The following is an 18,200-nucleotide window of genomic DNA, read 5'->3' as shown; positions in this document are numbered from 1 at the left end:
ATGTTTCCCTGGTTGTGATAGAATCTGAAAGATTAAAGTATGAGATGCATATTTCATACAAACTCAAAACCGAACGAAAAAGAAAGGAAAACGGTGGAATGATGAAAGCTTTTCTAATCTTAGAAGACGGGCATGTCTTTACCGGAACCAGCATTGGTTCACAAAAAGAAGTGATCAGTGAAATCGTATTTAATACATCCATGACTGGATATCTCGAAGTGCTGACTGACCCATCCTATGCGGGACAGGCAGTATGTATGACGTATCCTCTTATTGGAAACTATGGAATTTGTTATGATGATCAGGAGTCCTTAAGACCCTGGCCGGATGGCTATATTGTAAGAGAATTATCCCGTCTCCCCAGCAACTTCCGTTGCCAGGACACCATTCAGAATTTCCTGAAAAAGTTCGATATTCCCGGAATCGCCGGAATCGATACTCGTGCTCTCACCAAAATTCTTCGTGAAAAAGGTACCATGAACGGTATGATCACGACCAACGAAAATTATCACCTCGATGAAATTATTCCAAAATTAAAAGCGTATAATACCGGAAAAGTTGTAGAAAAGGTAACCTGCTCTGAAAAATCAGTTTTAAAAGGAGAAGGCTTTAAAGTTGCACTTCTGGATCTTGGCGCAAAGAACAACATCGCACGTTCCTTAAATGAGCGCGGATGCGAAGTGACCATTTATCCGGCGCTTACTACAGCAGAAGAGATCCTCGCCGCAAATCCGGACGGAATCATGCTGTCCAACGGCCCTGGAGATCCGAAAGAGTGCGTATCCATTATCAAAGAGATTAAAAAACTGTACGATTCCAATGTACCGATCTTTGCAATCTGTCTTGGACATCAGCTGATGGCACTGGCTACCGGCGCAGATACCCACAAGATGAAATACGGCCACCGCGGCGGAAACCACCCGGTCAAGGATCTGGCAACCGGAAGAGTTTATATTTCTTCCCAGAACCACGGCTACGTTGTAGATACCGATACCCTGGATCCGAATGTGGCAGTTCCGGCCTTTGTGAACGTCAACGACGGCACCAACGAGGGACTCAAATACGTCGGCAAAAACATCTTTACCGTACAGTTCCATCCGGAGGCATGCCCTGGCCCGCAGGATTCCGGATACCTGTTTGATCGATTCCTTGAGATGATGGGAGGTAACAAATAATGCCAAAGAATCCGAATATTAAAAAAGTTCTGGTTATCGGTTCCGGTCCGATCGTCATCGGACAGGCAGCAGAGTTCGACTACGCAGGAACACAGGCGTGCCGTTCCCTGAAAGAAGAGGGAATGGAAGTTGTTCTTCTGAACTCCAACCCGGCAACCATCATGACCGATAAAGATATCGCAGACCGCGTTTACATCGAGCCGCTGACCGTAGAAGTGGTAGAGCAGCTCATCCAGAAGGAAAAACCGGACAGCGTTCTTCCGACTCTGGGAGGCCAGGCAGGACTGAACCTTGCGATGGAACTCGAAGAAAAAGGCTTCTTAAAAGAAAACAACGTACGCCTGATCGGTACCACAGCACAGACCATCAAAAAAGCAGAGGACCGTCAGGAATTCAAAGATACCATGGAAAAAATCGGCGAGCCGGTAGCGGCATCCCTGGTTGTCCATGATGTACAGGCTGGTATCGATTTCACCAACAAGATCGGTTATCCGGTTGTACTGCGTCCGGCTTACACCCTCGGCGGAAGCGGCGGCGGTATCGCTTACAACGAAGAAGAGCTGATCGAGATCCTCTCGAACGGACTCCGTCTTTCCCGTGTCGGCGAAGTACTCGTTGAAAGATGTATCGCCGGATGGAAAGAGATCGAGTACGAGGTAATGCGGGACAGCGTAGGAAACTGCATCACCGTCTGCAACATGGAGAACATCGACCCGGTCGGCGTTCACACCGGAGACAGTATTGTCGTAGCACCGTCCCAGACCCTGGGAGATAAAGAGTATCAGATGCTGCGTACTTCCGCACTCAACATCATCACCGAGCTCGGTATCACCGGCGGATGCAACGTACAGTATGCGTTGAATCCGGACAGCTTCGAGTACTGTGTTATCGAGGTAAATCCGCGTGTCAGCCGTTCTTCCGCACTGGCTTCCAAAGCGACCGGTTATCCGATTGCAAAGGTTGCTGCAAAGATCGCACTTGGCTACACTCTGGATGAGATCCCGAACGCCATTACCGGAAAAACCTACGCAAGCTTCGAGCCGATGCTGGATTACTGTGTTGTAAAAATCCCGCGTCTGCCGTTCGATAAGTTTATCAGTGCAAAACGTACCCTGACCACACAGATGAAGGCAACCGGTGAGGTTATGAGTATCTGCAACAACTTCGAGGGTGCGCTGATGAAAGCCATCCGTTCCCTGGAACAGCACGTAGATTCCCTGATGTCCTATGACTTCAGCCACCTGTCAAAAGACGAGCTGATCGAAGAGCTTCACATCGTAGACGATATGAGAATCTGGAGAATCGCAGAGGCGATCCGTCAGGGCATCTCCTACGACGAGATCCACGAGATCACCAAAATCGATGTATGGTTCATCGATAAGCTGGCTATCCTCGTTGAGATGGAGCAGGCATTACAGGCCAAAGAGCTGGATGAGGATCTGCTGCGCGAAGCAAAACGCCTTGAGTTCCCGGATTATCTGGTGGCAAAACTGGCAGGAAAGACCGAAGAAGAAGTAAAAGCGTTAAGAAAACAGTATGATATCACCGCAGCTTACAAGATGGTAGATACCTGTGCCGCTGAGTTCGCAGCAACCACACCGTATTACTATTCCGTATACGGCGGCGAAAACGAAGCTGTCGAGACAAACGACAGAAAGAAAGTCCTCGTCCTTGGTTCCGGCCCGATCCGTATCGGACAGGGTATCGAGTTTGACTTCTGCTCCGTACATTGTACCTGGGCATTCAAGAAAGAGGGCTATGAGACCATCATCATCAACAACAACCCGGAGACCGTCAGCACCGACTTCGATATCGCAGATAAACTGTATTTCGAGCCGCTGACACCGGAAGATGTAGAAAATATCGTCAACATCGAGCATCCGGACGGAGCCGTTGTACAGTTCGGCGGCCAGACCGCGATTAAGCTGACCGAAGCACTCCTGAAAATGGGTGTGCCGATCCTTGGAACATCTGCAGAGAACGTAGATGCCGCAGAGGACCGTGAGCTGTTCGATGAGATCCTGGAGCAGTGTGAAATCCCGCGTCCGAAGGGACACACCGTATTCACCGCAGAAGAGGCGAAAAAAGCAGCCAATGAGCTCGGCTATCCGGTACTCGTCCGCCCGTCCTACGTCCTTGGAGGACAGGGTATGCAGATCGCCATCAGCGATGAGGACGTCGATGAATTTATCGGCATCATCAACCGGATCGCACAGGAGCATCCGATCCTGGTTGATAAATATCTGCAGGGCAAGGAGATCGAGGTTGATGCAGTCTGCGACGGCACCGATATCCTGATTCCTGGTATCATGGAGCACATCGAGCGCGCCGGCGTTCACTCCGGAGACAGTATCTCCGTTTATCCGGCACAGAGCATCAGCCAGCATGCAAAAGACACCATCGTAGAGTATACGAAACGTCTGGCAAGATCCCTGCATGTCATCGGTATGATCAACATCCAGTTCATCGTATGCGGTGAGGATGTTTACGTCATCGAGGTCAACCCGCGTTCTTCTCGTACCGTGCCGTACATCAGCAAGGTAACCGGAATCCCGATCGTGCCGCTGGCAACGAAAGTCATCCTCGGCCACACGATCCGCGAGCTTGGCTACGAGCCGGGTCTGCAGAGAGAGGCAGATTACATTGCCATCAAGATGCCGGTATTCTCCTTCGAGAAGATCCGCGGCGCAGATATCGCCCTTGGACCGGAGATGAAATCCACCGGTGAGTGCCTTGGTATTGCAAAGACCTTCAACGAGGCTCTTTACAAAGCATTCCTCGGCGCCGGAATCAACCTGCCGAAATACAAAAACATGATCATCACCGTAAAGGATGAGGATAAAGAGGATATCGTTCCGATCGCACAGAGATTCCAGGCTCTCGGCTACAAGATCTATGCGACGAGAAATACCGCGAAAGCCCTGAACGAGAACGGCGTCAATGCGATCCGCACCAACAAGATCGAGCAGCCGTCCCCGAACCTGATGGACCTGATCCTCGGCCACAAGATCGACCTCGTCATCGATACTCCGTCCCAGGGTGTTGAGCACTCCAAAGACGGATTCGTCATCCGCCGGAACGCGATCGAGACAGGTGTCAACGTACTGACCTCTCTGGATACCGCAACCGCACTCGTAACCAGTCTGGAAAATACAGATGTGAAGAAGCTGACCCTGATCGATATCGCAACGATCGACAAGAGATAAGCATGATAGAAGCATAAAGCAAAGAAAAGCTCTCTGCTGCAGAAACAAAGCGGCAGAGAGCTTTTTTGGCCGAATGTGGGTTTGAATGGATTTTACAAAAAAGAAAACGTGACGCGCTTGTGTTTTTAGCATAAGTATGATAGATTTTTAATAGAATGCCAGAAAAGGGCATCCAATTCAAAAAGAGAAAGGTACATATCGTATGAACATCATTGAGTGGTTAAAGGTTATCCTGCTGGGTATCGTAGAGGGCATTACCGAGTGGCTTCCGATCAGCAGCACCGGCCACATGATTCTGGTAGATGAGTTTATTAAGCTGAATGTGACAGCTGATTTCAAGAATGTTTTTGAAGTTGTTATCCAGCTCGGTGCAATCCTTGCGGTTGTCGTCATCTATTTCTGGGATCTCTGGCCGTTTCATGGCAAAAGCAAAGCGAAAAGCAAGAGCTATTTTGCCAATCCAAGCGACAACAAGGTCTTTGCAGGTATGCAGAACTTTGTAGACAATTACTGTTATCTGGACAAAATTATCATGTGGTTCAAGATCGTCGTATCGTGTCTGCCGGCAGCCGTGATCGGACTGGCATTCAACGACTGGATCGAGGCCCATCTGATGAATTACGTGATCGTAGCACTGATGCTGATCATCTATGGTGTCCTCTTCATCATCATTGAGAATTACAACAAGACGAGAACACTGTCTGCAACAAAAATCAAAGAGATTACCTGGAAAAATGCGCTGTATATCGGTGTTTTCCAGCTCCTTTCCATCGTACCGGGAACTTCCCGTTCGGGAGCAACCATCATCGGCGGTATCCTGCTGGGATGCTCGAGAGAGCTGGCATCGGAGTACACGTTTTTCCTTGCCGTTCCGGTTATGTTCGGCGCGAGCCTTTTAAAACTGGTAAAACACGGCTTTGCCTTTACCGGTGTTGAGGTGGCGATCATGATCGTCGGCATGCTGGTGGCATTTGCGGTATCGATTTTTGCCATCAAATTCCTGATGCAGTACATCAAGAAGCACGATTTCAAAGCCTTCGGCTGGTACCGTATCGTACTCGGTGTGATTGTGCTGCTGTATTTCGTAATCAAAACCGTAATTCTGAAATCATAAAATCGAACAATTCCGAAAATTTACCAGGAAAAATAGAAGAAGAAGTATCGTAAAATGAAAAAAATTGTGCGATACTTCTTTTTTTACGCAAAAATTACAAAAAACCCTGTAAAAAGTAACCAAAAGCTGATATAATAGGACACAAGAGGGACGCAGAACCAGAAATTAAAAAAAATACCGAAAATTTGCCATATTTTTATTGACTAAAGATATTCTTATGGTAAAATAAATGTGTGCGCCCCGAGGATATCTTTATTTTCGGTGCAATCAGTATAGGGTGAACGTATCATCCAGGGCAATCTGGAAATACTTTACTATAACCTATCAAAATTACAAGTAGGAGGAAAAGTAACAATGGCAAAATGGGTTTACATGTTCACTGAAGGTAATGCAGACATGCGTAACCTTCTCGGTGGAAAAGGCGCAAACCTGGCTGAGATGACAAACCTGGGACTTCCTGTACCACAGGGATTCACGGTAACAACCGAGGCTTGTACACAGTACTATGAGGATGGCAGACAGATCAACGACGAGATCATGGGTCAGATCATGGAAGCAATCGATAAAATGGAAGGAATCACAGGAAAGAAATTCGGAGACGCTAAGAATCCGCTGCTCGTTTCTGTACGTTCCGGAGCAAGAGCTTCCATGCCAGGTATGATGGATACCATCCTGAACCTTGGTCTGAACGAAGAGGTTGTTGAAACTCTGTCACAGGCTTCCGGCAACCCACGTTGGGCTTGGGACTGCTACAGAAGATTCATTCAGATGTTCTCTGACGTAGTTATGGAAGTTGGTAAAAAATACTTCGAAGAGCTGATCGACAAGATGAAAGAGGAGAAAGGCGTAAAACAGGACGTAGATCTTGACGCAGATGACCTCAAAAAACTGGCTGAGCAGTTCAAAGCTGAGTACAAAGCTAAAATCGGTGAGGATTTCCCGACCGATCCTAAGGTACAGCTGATGGAGCTGTAAAAGCCGTATTCCGTTCCTGGGACAACCCGAGAGCAAACGTTTATCGTCGTGACAACGACATCCCGTATTCCTGGGGTACCGCTGTTAACGTACAGATGATGGCATTCGGAAACATGGGAGATGACTGTGGTACAGGTGTTGCCTTCACCCGTGACCCTGCTACAGGAGAGAACGGACTGTTCGGTGAGTTCCTTACCAACGCACAGGGCGAGGACGTAGTTGCCGGTGTTCGTACACCTATGCACATTTCTGAGATGGAAGAGAAATTCCCGGAAGCTTTCAAACAGTTCAAAGAAGTTTGCAAAACTCTGGAAACACACTACAGAGATATGCAGGACATGGAGTTCACTGTAGAGCACGGTAAACTGTACATGCTGCAGACACGTAACGGTAAGAGAACAGCAAAAGCTGCTCTGAAAATCGCCTGCGACCTTGTAGATGAGGGAATGAGAACAGAGGAAGAGGCAGTTGCAATGATCGATCCTCGTAACCTTGACTCTCTGCTTCATCCGCAGTTCGATGCAAAAGCACTGAAAGAGGCTACTCCAATGGCAAAAGCACTGGGAGCATCTCCGGGAGCTGCTTGCGGTAAAATCGTCTTCACAGCTGATGACGCTGTTGCATGGGCTGAAAGAGGAGAAAAAGTTGTTCTGGTTCGTCTTGAGACATCCCCAGAAGATATCACAGGTATGAAATCTGCACAGGGTATCCTGACTGTTCGTGGTGGTATGACTTCCCACGCAGCCGTAGTTGCCCGTGGTATGGGAACCTGCTGTGTATCCGGTTGCGGTGATATCGTAATGGACGAGGCAAACAAGAAATTCACACTGGCTGGCAAAGAGTTCCACGAGGGAGACTGCATCTCTCTGGATGGTTCTACAGGATGCATCTATGACGGACTGATCCCGACCGTAGACGCTACCATCGCTGGCGAGTTCGGAAGAATCATGGGCTGGGCAGATAAATACAGAACCATGAAAGTTCGTACAAACGCTGATACTCCGGCAGACGCTAAAAAAGCTCGTGAGCTTGGCGCAGAAGGTATTGGTCTTTGCCGTACAGAGCATATGCTTCGAAGGCAACAGAATCGATGCATTCCGTGAGATGATCTGCGCTGAAACCGTAGAAGAGAGAGAAGCAGCACTTGCTAAGATCCTTCCGGAGCAGCAGGGAGACTTCGAGAAGCTGTATGAAGCTCTGGAAGGCAACCCGGTTACCATCCGTTTCCTGGATCCGCCGCTTCATGAGTTCGTTCCGACTGAGGAAGAGGACATCAAGAAACTGGCTGACGCACAGGGCAAATCTGTTGAGCAGATCAAAGCAATCATCGCTGGTCTGCATGAGTTCAACCCGATGATGGGTCATCGTGGATGCCGTCTTGCTGTAACTTATCCGGAAATCGCTAAGATGCAGACAAGCGCAGTAATCCGCGCAGCCATCAACGTGAAGAAAGCTCATCCGGATTGGAATGTTAAACCGGAAATCATGATCCCGCTTGTTGGCGATATCAAAGAGCTGAAATACGTTAAGAAATTCGTAGTAGAGACCGCTGACGCTGAAATCGCAGCTGCAGGCAGCGACCTTGAATACGAAGTTGGTACCATGATCGAGATCCCGAGAGCAGCTCTGACTGCAGATGAGATCGCAAAAGAGGCAGACTTCTTCTGCTTTGGAACCAACGACCTTACTCAGATGACTTACGGATTCTCCCGTGACGATGCTGGTAAATTCCTGAACGCTTACTATGACGCTAAGATCTTCGAGAACGATCCATTCGCAAAACTCGATCAGGACGGCGTTGGCAAGCTGATGAAGATGGCTATCGATCTTGGAAGACCGGTTAACTCTTCTCTGCACGTAGGTATCTGCGGTGAGCACGGTGGAGATCCGAGCTCCGTAGAGTTCTGCAACAAACTGGGTCTGGACTATGTTTCCTGCTCACCGTTCCGTGTGCCGATCGCCCGTCTGGCAGCAGCTCAGGCAGCTATCGCTCAGAAGAACGCTTAATTTAAGCAGAATCTGTCCGAATCAGGATTTTCATGCAATAGCATGATTTGTGTTCAAACGTAAGGAGACCCCGGCGGTCTGTAGAAATACAGGCGCCGGGGTCTTTTTTATCAATCGTTTAAAATCAAAGTGGGAGGGAAAACGGATGCAGAATGAAACAGCCAAAGAAAACCTGCTGCGGCAGATCCGGGAATACCGTCCGTACAATGAGCAGGAAGAGCGGGATCGGGCGATTCTGCTGAAATGGATGGAGAGCGGATGCGATATTTTGACGCGGGAAAATGAGACCGCACATCTGACTGCCTCCGCCTGGGTCGTAAGCCCGGATCGGAAGCAGGTGCTGATGGCGTATCACAATATTTACCATTCCTGGGCATGGCTCGGCGGCCACGCGGACGGAGATGCGGATCTTTGCAGCGTGGCGGTAAGAGAAGTGAAGGAGGAATCCGGGATTGAAGAGGTGAAGCTCTTATCGGATCAGCCATTCTCGCTCGAAATCCTGTCGGTGGACGGCCATGTGAAGCGCGGAAAGTACGTGACGACACATCTCCATCTGAATGTGACATATCTCATGGAAGCAGACCCGGTACAGGAAATCCGCTGCAAGCCGGATGAAAACAGCGCAGTCGGCTGGATTCCGGTGGAGCAGATCGCAGAAAAATCGACAGAGCCATGGTTTGTGGAGCGTGTGTATGGCAAGCTGTGTGAGAAAGTGAAAAGAGATTTCTGTGAAGTGTAATATGCAATCCGCGTATGAACTGCCATTTAGAATAAGCATTAGACAAATGAGCTGTTAGATGTCTAAAATAGAGACAGAAAGAAAAATGGCAGGAGGGGTTTTATGTTTACAAATCAGGATTTGAAAAAGCTGATTATTCCGCTTTTCCTAGAGCAGCTTCTGGTGGCTCTGGTCGGAATTGCGGACGTGTTTGTTATCGGATTTGTCGGAGAGGCGGCGGTTTCCGGTGTGTCACTGGTCAATGCGTTCAAAAGGTAGACTTAAGCTTCCAGAAAACGATCCTCTTTTTCTGACGACAGAAAAGTTGTTGGGAAAAGGGGATTTTTGGGGTAAAAGGGATTATTTCGGCGCGTTGAAAATCATGCCGGGGTATGGTAAAATGGACTCCGAAAAACAGCAAAAGGAGGACGTGACAGAAGATGAATGATATGAGCGTCTGCTCTCGTATGCAGGTCCCTACAAGCGGGATATGATTTTCGGAGCAGTGCTGGTATTGGTAGAAACGTGTTTTGAACTTTTTATTCCGATTCTGATTTCCAATCTGATTGACATCGGCGTTGCGAACGGCGATATCCCTTACATTTACCGCAAGGGAATCCAGATGGGAATCTGCGCGCTCTGTGCGCTTGTGACCGGAATTTTATACGCGCACTTTGCGGCGCGGGCGACGTACGGCTGGGGAGCTGAGATCCGGAAGGCGGAGTATGAGAAAATGCAGCAGTATGCATTTTCCAACCTCGACCACTTTGCGGTATCATCCCTGATCACCCGTATGACGACGGATGTTACCGTCATCCAGAATATGGTAAGCGCCGGCTTCCGCCCGATCACGCGCGGACCGTCGCTTCTGATTATGGGAATCGGCCTTTCATTCTATATGAATCCGCGGCTGGCATTTGTATTCCTTGTATGTACCCCGCTTCTTGGCTTTATTCTCTCCCTGATTGTGCGGAGAGTTGCCCCGATGTACACAAAACTGCAGTCCATGGTGGACCGCCTGAACAACGTTGTCCAGGAGGGGCTGACCGCGATCCGTGCCGTCAAAGCTTTCGTGCGGGATGAGTACGAGGAAGACAAATTCAACGAGGTCAACACCGACCTGACCGCAGCGAGCGAGCAGACGTTCCACTACGCCGTGCTGAATCTGCCGGCATTTCAGGGCGTCATGTATACCGCGATCGTGCTGATTCTGTGGTTCGGCGGAAATATGATTCTGAAAAAACAGCTTGCCGTCGGAAACCTGACCGGATTTCTAAGCTACGTCATGCAGGTCATGAACTCGATGATGATGATTGCAAACGTCTTCCTGCTCCTGACCCGTTCCATGGCGAGTGCACACCGGATTGTCGAGGTGCTCGATGAGAAAATCGTGCTCACCTCGCCGGAAAATGGTGTAGCAGAAGTGACAGAGGGCAGCGTGGAGTTTGACAACGTATCGTTTAAATACAAAGAAGAAGCAAAAGAGTACGCACTCTCCGATGTTACGCTGAAGATCAAAGCCGGTCAGACGGTAGGAATCCTCGGAGGAACAGGTTCTTCGAAAACGACGCTGGTGCAGCTCATTCCGCGTCTGTATGACACTAGCCGCGGCACCGTCCGCGTCGGCGGAAAGGATGTGCGCGCGTACGATCTTGCCGCTCTCCGCGATGCAGTCAATATCATTCTGCAGAAAAACGTGCTGTTCTCCGGAACCGTGCGTGAAAACCTGAAATGGGGCAATGTGGATGCATCCGATGAGGAGATCTGGGAAGCATGCCGCGCGGCGTGTGCGGATGAATTTTTGAACCGCATGCCGGACGGCCTCGACACCGTGCTCGAGCAGGGCGCAAGCAACCTCTCCGGAGGCCAGAAGCAGCGTCTCTGCATCGCGCGTGCGCTGATCGGAAAGGCAAAAATCCTGATCTTCGATGATTCGACAAGTGCGGTCGACACGGCAACGGAGAAAAAGATCCGCGAGGCACTGGCGGCGCGGAAGAATGTCACAAAAATTATCATTGCGCAGAGAGTAACATCCGTCATGAATACGGATCAGATCATCATTCTTGATGACGGAAAAGTACACCGGATCGGCACGCACGCTGAACTGCTGGCGGATGACCCGATTTATCAGGAAATTTACGCCTCACAGATGAAAGGAGGAGACGAAAATGGCAGCGAGAGCTTATAGCGGAAAGAAACCAAAGAACCTGAAACACACGCTGCGCGTATTCCTGTCTTATCTGGGACGGCACAAAAAAATGCTCGCAGTCGTAGCGGTACTGGTAACAATCAGCGCGGGAGCCAACCTCCTTGGAACGTATATGATCCGCCCGGTTGTCAACGGACTGGCGGACGGAGATGTGCACACACTGCTGCGCGGCGTGCTGATTACGGCACTCATTTTCGGGTGCGGCGCACTCGCAGCATACGGCTACACGCAGACCATGGTAAAAGCAGCACAGCAGGTTGTCTTTGATATCCGCCGCGATCTGTTCGAACACGTCCAGACACTGCCGCTGCAGTTCTTCGACAGCAGACGCCACGGCGATATCATGAGTCTTTTCACGAACGATATCGACACGATGGCAGATGCCCTGAACAACAGTTTTGCGATGGTTATCCAGAGCTTCATCCAGATTGTGGGAACACTGACCTTGCTGTATATCCTAAACTGGCGGCTCTCGCTGATTGTAACGGTGTGCTACGGTATCATGTTCTGGTATATCAAGTTCAGCGGAAAGCGCAGCAAGGGTTATTATACGAAGCAGCAGAACAGCCTCGGAGAACTGAACGGCTATATTGAGGAGCTGATCACCGGACAGAAAGTCGTCAAGGTGTTCCACCACGAAGAAGAGAGCTTTACGGAATTCTGCAAAAAGAATGAGGAGCTCCGGAAAGCGGGAACCGGCGCGCAGGGGTATGCGGCGACGATGGTTCCTGTCGTTGTCAGCATTTCGTATGTCAATTATGCGATTGTGGCAGTGCTCGGCGGCCTTCTCGCCCTGCACGGAAAAGCCGATATCGGAAGCCTGGCAAGCTACCTTGTCTTTGTCCGCCAGGCGGCGCTTCCGATCAACCAGTTCACCCAGCAGAGCAACTTCCTTCTCTCAGCGCTCGCCGGTGCGGAGCGTGTCTTCGACGTGATGAGCCTGGAGCCGGAAATCGATGAGGGAAAAGTGGAACTGGTCAACGTAAAAGAAGAGAACGGCGCACTTGCCGTCTGCGAAGAGACAACAGGCCGCTGGGCATGGAAGCGCCCGGACGGAACGATGACGGAATTAAAGGGCGATGTGCGTTTTGAAAACGTGGATTTCGGCTACACGGCAGACCGTCTGATCTTAAAGAACATCAGCCTGTATGCCAAACCAGGCCAGAAAATTGCTTTTGTCGGTTCCACAGGAGCCGGAAAAACGACGATCACGAACCTGATCAACCGTTTCTACGACGTCCAGGGCGGCGCGGTTGTCTACGACGGCATTGACGTAAAAGATATCGAAAAAGACGCTCTGCGCCACTCCCTCGGTATCGTTCTGCAGGATACCCATCTGTTCACGGGAACCGTAGCAGAAAACATCCGTTTTGGAAAACTCGATGCCACGCAGGAAGAAATTGAACGTGCGGCCAAAATTGCGAATGCGGATTCCTTCATCCGCCGTCTGCCGAACGGCTACGACACGATGCTGACCTCCGACGGAGCCAACCTCTCCCAGGGCCAGCGCCAGCTTCTCGCGATTGCCCGTGCCGCCGTTGCCGATCCGCCGGTGCTGATTCTTGACGAGGCAACATCCTCCGTTGACACCAGAACCGAGGCGCTGATCGAAAAAGGAATGGACCAGCTCATGGAGGGCAGAACCGTATTTGTCATCGCCCACCGCTTAAGCACCGTGCGAAACGCCAATGCGATCATGGTGCTGGAGCAGGGAAATATCGTAGAGCGCGGCGACCACGACGCACTTCTGGCACAGAAAGGAAAATATTATCAGCTCTATCATGGAATGTTTGAGCTGAGTTAAAAAGAAAGGAGTAAAGAGTATGAGAAAATATAACCGTATTTTTCTGATCGTCCTGGATTCTCTCGGAATCGGGGCGATGGCGGATTCGGAGAAGTTTGGGGATGTCGGTGTCAATACCTTCGGCCACATCTGGGAGAGTCAGGGAGGCCTTGAAATCCCGAACCTGCGCCGCCTTGGCATGGGAAATCTCTGCGGTGTGACAGAGGATGAGGCAAAGGGTTACGCCAGAAGGCTGAACGAGGCGAGCAACGGAAAAGACACCATGACCGGCCACTGGGAGATGATGGGAATTTACACGACAAAGCCGTTCGTTACGTTCACCGACCACGGATTTCCGAAAGAACTGATCGACGAGCTGGAAAAACGAACCGGCAGAAAGATCATCGGCAATAAGGCGGCGAGCGGAACGGAGATCCTCGATGAGCTGGCAGAGCGCGAGATCGAAAACGGAGAACTGATTGTCTATACCTCGGCGGATTCCGTACTGCAGATCTGCGGCAACGAGGAGACGATGGGACTGGAGACGCTGTATCATTACTGCGAGATTGCCCGTGAGCTGACCATGAAAGACGAGTGGAAAGTCGGCCGTGTCATTGCAAGACCGTACGTCGGAAAGAAAAAAGGAGAGTTCGTCCGCACCGCAAACCGTCACGACTACGCTGTCAAACCGACGGGAAAAACCGTGCTCAACGCGATGCAGGAGGCAGGATATGATGTCATCAGCATCGGAAAAATCAACGATATTTTCTGCGGCGAGGGCATCACGGAGAGTCTGAAATCCAAGAGCAGCGTCCACGGCATGGAGCAGACGATTGAGACGGCAGGAAAAGATTTTACCGGACTGTGCTTTGTCAACCTCGTCGATTTCGATGCACTCTGGGGCCACAGAAGAAACCCGGAAGGCTACGGAAAAGAGATTGAAAAATTCGATGTGAACCTTGGAAAGCTGCTGGAGCAGTTAAAAGACGATGATCTGCTCCTGATCACGGCAGACCACGGCAACGACCCGACTTATACCGGAACGGACCACACCAGAGAACAGGTGCCGCTCCTTGCGTACTCACCGTCTATGAAGGAGAGCGGCCTTCAGGAGACAAAGGACACCTTCGCTGTGATCGGCGCATCCGTTGCAGAGAACTTCGGCGTAAAAATGCCGGAGGGAACGATCGGAACATCGATCCTGGAATCGTGGAAATAAGGAAGCGATGGCGTTTTCAGCTGAGGCGGTAAGAACCTTTCGAAAGTTTCACAAGCTGTCCTTCTTCGAGCAGCTTCTTTAAAACTCGCTGGAGCTGGCGGCGGCTGCAGTGGAGCTGCATGGCCATCTTTTCCACGCCGGAAAACGTCTGATCAGGACAGCGCTCTGAGAGATAAGAGAGGAAGGATTCCTCGAGCGTGGAAAAATTCGACTGGGAGCTGGAATAAAGCATCAGCTTTTCGGTGACAGAGTTTAAAAGATATCGTAAAAAGCGGTTGTCGTTCAGCAGAAGCTCTTTCGTGGAAGCGAGCGGCAGAACAATACAAAGCGCGGTGGTGCGTGCCTCGATCTGGTGCGTATCATCGCGTTTTCCGCAGAATTCCATATCGCCGATGCAGGTAAAGCCGTCGAGATAGCCGATCGGGTAGCTCGTGCCGTCGGCGCGGTTGGCGCTGATCTCGATGGAACCGTCCACGAGGAACGAGAGGTATTCCTCCGGATTCAGCGTGTCGAGCCGTTCGCCTTTTTCAAACTGATACAGAGAAAATGCGAGATCCGGGGTATCGAAAAGAGATGGGATCTCATGTTTCTGAAGATAAAAGTCCAGCAGAGCCGGATCAAAAATTCGTTTCATAGGAAAATCCTTTCACAGAAAAATTTTTTGGAAAACTTTTTCTTTATTGTGACATATGACACAAGAAAAAGCAAGAAAGTCTGCTAAGATAAACCAGAATGAAAAATGTTACAGTTCGCTGGGTACCAGTGAACTGTAACCGAAAAAGAGGAAAGGGGAGTTTTCAAAATGGAAAACGAATTATTTGAGAAAACAAAAGTGTCCAAAGCATATATGACGCTCGCACTTCCGGTCGTGCTCGGCATGGTCGTGTCGCTGATCTATAATATGGTAGATACTTTTTTCATCGCGCGGACCGGAAACACGGCACTGATTGCCGGCGTATCGCTCGGCACACCGATTTTCACGCTGATGATTGCACTCGGTGACATCTTCGGTGTCGGCGGCAGTTCCGTCATTTCGCGCCTCTTCGGTAAAAAAGAGTACGAGGACGGAAGACGGATCAGCGTATTCTGCTTTTACGCGGCGATTGCTGTCGGCATTGCGGTCAGCATCATCCTGCTTGCCGCCAAACAGCCGATCCTTGGCCTGCTTGGCTGTGATGAGACGACGTGGCAGTATGCGGGGGACTATTACCAGTGGATTGCACTCGGCGCACCGTTTATCATCCTGCAGCTGACGCCGAACAATCTTCTTCGGACCGAGGGCTTCGCAAAAGCCTCGATGATCGGAACAATGCTGGGAGCCGTTGTCAACATCATTCTTGACCCGATCTTTATTTACACGCTCGGCATGGGAGCAGCCGGAGCAGCGATTGCAACGGTGATCGGCAACATCTGCGGTGATATTTTCTATGTTATCTTTATGATAAAGAAATGCCGCTATCTCTCCGTCGATTTCCGAAAACTGAAAATGACCGGAGCAGAGGTGCTCGCCGTTCTTGCCATCGGCATTCCGGCATCCGTCACAAACTTCATGCAGAGCATCGGCGTGACGCTGACGAACCGATTTTTGCAGCCGTATGGAACGGACAAAGTTGCAGCGATGGGAATTGCTTTGAAAATTATTATGATTTCTGTTCTTGTGATGGTCGGTTTCGCTTTTGGCGGACAGCCGCTGGTCGGATACAATTATGGAGCGAAAAATAAAAAACGTCTCAGTGAGACGATCCGCTTTGCCTTCCTCCTGGAAGTGCTGACCGGTGCCGGAATGGCGGTTGTGCTCGGTGCGGCGGCTCCGCTTCTCGTGGGACTGTTCTTAAAAGAGGCGGATGTCATTGCAGTGGCCCAGCAGATCCTTCGCGTCCAGCTCATTGGTATGCCGTTTGTTGGTATCGTACTCGCATCGACCTGTATTTTCCAGGCGATCGGAAACGGGGCAGGAGCAATGATTCTTTCAGCAGGACGTCAGGGCGTGATTTTTGCCATTGTAATTTTCTGCGCTTCAAAACTTGCCGGTTTTTCCGGTGTTATTGCCTCCCAGCCGGTTTCTGATTTTCTGACCGCATCGGTGGCTGTGATGATTCTGCTTCAGTGGAAAAAGAAAGAATTTGCAAAATAAGAAAGAACAGCAAAGCGGCTGCGGCACAGCGTTCCGGAACGGGAACCTGCCGCAGCCGCTTTTGGCGTGCGCAAAAAAACAGAATTCCTGCACAGGCGGCCGCCATGTCAAAAACACGTAAAAGTGATGAAAAAACGTCTCTTAATTCGGCAGTATTACGGGATTGCATTCTGAGAAAACAAGATATAAAATGGCATGAGATTCGACAAAAAGGGGAAGCAAAAACATACGACAATAGGGAGGACATCACATGGCAACAAAGAAAAGTGCAGTAAAAGATCTGACAAACGGCAGCCCGGTAAAACTGATTCTGGGGTTTGCACTGCCGCTGCTGCTCGGCATGCTGTTCCAGCAGTTTTACAGCATGGTCGATACGATTATTGTAGGAAAATTCTTAGGCGCGAAAGCGCTCGCGGCTGTTGGCAGTACAGGTTCGATCAACTTCATGATCGTGGGATTCTGTATGGGAGTCTGCAGCGGATTTGCAATTCCGGTTGCGCAGATGTTCGGGGCAGGAGACCGGAAAGCGCTGTGCCGGTATGTAGGAAATGGAGCCGTCCTGGCCGGTATTCTTTCCGTGGTGATGACCGTTCTTGTCTGCATCTGGTGCCGCGACATTCTGATTCTGATGAAAACCCCGTCCGATATTCTGGACGGTGCATACGCTTACATCTTTGTTATTTTCCTCGGAATTCCGCTTATGGTGCTCTATAACCAGACATCAGCAATCATGCGGAGCCTCGGCGACAGCCGCTCCCCACTGATTTTCCTCGGTATCTCTTCAATACTGAATATCGTGCTAGATCTTGCGCTGGTCCGCCCGATGGGAGTAGCGGGAACCGCGTGGGCGACGATTATCGCGCAGGGAGTCTCTGGATTCCTGTGTCTCTTTTATATGAAGAAAAAATTCACCATCCTTGCTTTTACGAGAGAGGACTGGAAGCTGCACAAGCATTATGTGCTTAATCTGTGCAATATGGGAATCCCGATGGGACTGCAGTATTCAATCACCGCGATCGGAAGTGTTATTTTGCAGACCGCTGTCAACGGCCTTGGTTCCACTGCGGTTGCATCTGTTACGGCTGCCGGTAAAATTTCCATGTTCTGCTGCTGCCCGTTCGACGCGCTCGGCTCCACTATGGCGACGTATGCCGGACAGAACGTCGGTGCGAAGAAGATGGATCGTGTCAACACCGGTATTTTGACAAGTTCCATTATTGGAAGCGTGTATTCCGTGGTCATTTTAGGAGTTATGTTTCTGTGGTCCCGCCAGATTTCGCTTCTCTTTGTAGATGCATCCGAGACGGTCATCCTCGACCAGGCGCGTCAGATGCTGCTGATCAACATGGTATTTTACATTCCGCTGACCCTTGTCAATGTCGTACGCTTTACCGTGCAGGGCATGGGCTTCAGCAAATTTGCAATCCTTGCCGGCGTCTGCGAGATGATCGGCCGTTCGGTGGTAGCCTTTTTCCTGGTTCCGTATTTTGGTTACACCGCAGTCTGCTTCGCAAGCCCGGTGGCATGGATTCTCGCCGATCTGTTTCTCGTTCCGGCGTACCTGTACTGCGCAAAAACGCTTCGTTCTCTTTTTGAGAAAAATGCGCAGATGATGTAAGCCGTGCCGCAAGATGGACAAGCTGTTTCAATTCTGGTATAA

12 protein-coding genes and 2 pseudogenes are annotated in these 18,200 nt (G+C 50.2%); 13 read left to right on the top strand and 1 reads right to left on the bottom strand.

The genetic code is table 11. The annotated features are described in order from the left end of the window. Positions 1–101: 101 nt before the first annotated feature. From DW965_RS03975 to DW965_RS03930, 10 genes and pseudogenes are all read left to right on the top strand, one after another. Entirely contained in the window at positions 102–1,175 is a 1,074-nt protein-coding gene (locus DW965_RS03975) for a carbamoyl phosphate synthase small subunit (RefSeq protein ID WP_055219571.1), read from the top strand. Continuing rightward, positions 1,175–4,381, top strand: a complete 3,207-nt coding sequence (gene carB / locus DW965_RS03970; protein WP_022462958.1) for a carbamoyl-phosphate synthase large subunit — start codon at positions 1,175–1,177, stop codon at positions 4,379–4,381. Before DW965_RS03975 ends, carB begins: the two co-directional genes overlap by 1 nt. Positions 4,382–4,583: 202 nt before the next feature. Then, positions 4,584–5,495 (top strand): undecaprenyl-diphosphate phosphatase, encoded by a 912-nt coding sequence (locus DW965_RS03965; RefSeq protein ID WP_118595187.1) that lies wholly within the window; start codon positions 4,584–4,586, stop codon positions 5,493–5,495. Positions 5,496–5,849: 354 nt separating this feature from the next. Then, positions 5,850–8,477 (top strand): annotated as a pseudogene (gene ppdK / locus DW965_RS21975) (pyruvate, phosphate dikinase). 145 nt (positions 8,478–8,622) lie between these two features. Next, a complete protein-coding gene (locus DW965_RS03955) occupies positions 8,623–9,216 on the top strand; it encodes an NUDIX hydrolase (protein ID WP_022462955.1) in 594 nt (197 codons plus the stop codon). A 102-nt stretch (positions 9,217–9,318) separates the two neighbouring features. Continuing rightward, positions 9,319–9,462: pseudogene (locus DW965_RS03950) on the top strand (MATE family efflux transporter); the annotation flags it as partial. Then, a complete protein-coding gene (locus DW965_RS19045; protein WP_117509218.1) occupies positions 9,458–9,643 on the top strand; it encodes a hypothetical protein in 186 nt (61 codons plus the stop codon). The pseudogene DW965_RS03950 and the gene DW965_RS19045, both read left to right, overlap by 5 nt. 42 nt (positions 9,644–9,685) lie before the next feature. Next, positions 9,686–11,383, top strand: coding sequence for an ABC transporter ATP-binding protein (locus DW965_RS03940; RefSeq protein ID WP_119198058.1), 1,698 nt, complete (start codon positions 9,686–9,688; stop codon positions 11,381–11,383). Next, on the top strand, positions 11,364–13,208 hold the full coding sequence (locus tag DW965_RS03935; protein ID WP_117509216.1) for an ABC transporter ATP-binding protein: 1,845 nt from the start codon (positions 11,364–11,366) through the stop codon (positions 13,206–13,208). Before DW965_RS03940 ends, DW965_RS03935 begins: the two co-directional genes overlap by 20 nt. 19 nt (positions 13,209–13,227) lie before the next feature. Further along, the gene (locus tag DW965_RS03930) at positions 13,228–14,406 is read left to right on the top strand and encodes a phosphopentomutase (protein ID WP_055219378.1); all 1,179 of its coding nucleotides are present in this window, start codon (positions 13,228–13,230) and stop codon (positions 14,404–14,406) included. Between the two features lie 16 nt (positions 14,407–14,422). On the opposite strand, the gene DW965_RS03925 is transcribed toward DW965_RS03930, so the two are convergent. Next, positions 14,423–15,040 (bottom strand): hypothetical protein, encoded by a 618-nt coding sequence (locus tag DW965_RS03925; protein ID WP_055219376.1) that lies wholly within the window; start codon positions 15,038–15,040, stop codon positions 14,423–14,425. A gap of 168 nt (positions 15,041–15,208) precedes the next feature. On the opposite strand from DW965_RS03925, the gene DW965_RS03920 reads away from it, so the two are divergent. Genes DW965_RS03920 through DW965_RS03915 form a run of 3 tightly spaced genes read left to right on the top strand, consistent with a single transcriptional unit; the run spans position 15,209 to position 18,158 of the window. Continuing rightward, positions 15,209–16,540, top strand: a complete 1,332-nt coding sequence (locus DW965_RS03920) for an MATE family efflux transporter (RefSeq protein ID WP_117509215.1) — start codon at positions 15,209–15,211, stop codon at positions 16,538–16,540. Next, positions 16,513–16,815: a hypothetical protein gene (locus DW965_RS18950; RefSeq protein WP_147326094.1), complete on the top strand. Its 303-nt coding sequence runs from the start codon at positions 16,513–16,515 to the stop codon at positions 16,813–16,815. The genes DW965_RS03920 and DW965_RS18950 overlap by 28 nt, the downstream gene beginning before the upstream one ends. Then, on the top strand, positions 16,791–18,158 hold the full coding sequence (locus DW965_RS03915; RefSeq protein WP_055219374.1) for an MATE family efflux transporter: 1,368 nt from the start codon (positions 16,791–16,793) through the stop codon (positions 18,156–18,158). The genes DW965_RS18950 and DW965_RS03915 overlap by 25 nt, the downstream gene beginning before the upstream one ends. Positions 18,159–18,200: the final 42 nt, after the last annotated feature.

This window comes from Blautia sp. AM47-4, from assembly GCF_003479865.1.
GTDB lineage: Bacteria > Bacillota > Clostridia > Lachnospirales > Lachnospiraceae > Fusicatenibacter > Fusicatenibacter saccharivorans.
This window is presented reverse-complemented; position numbering and strand designations above follow the sequence as displayed.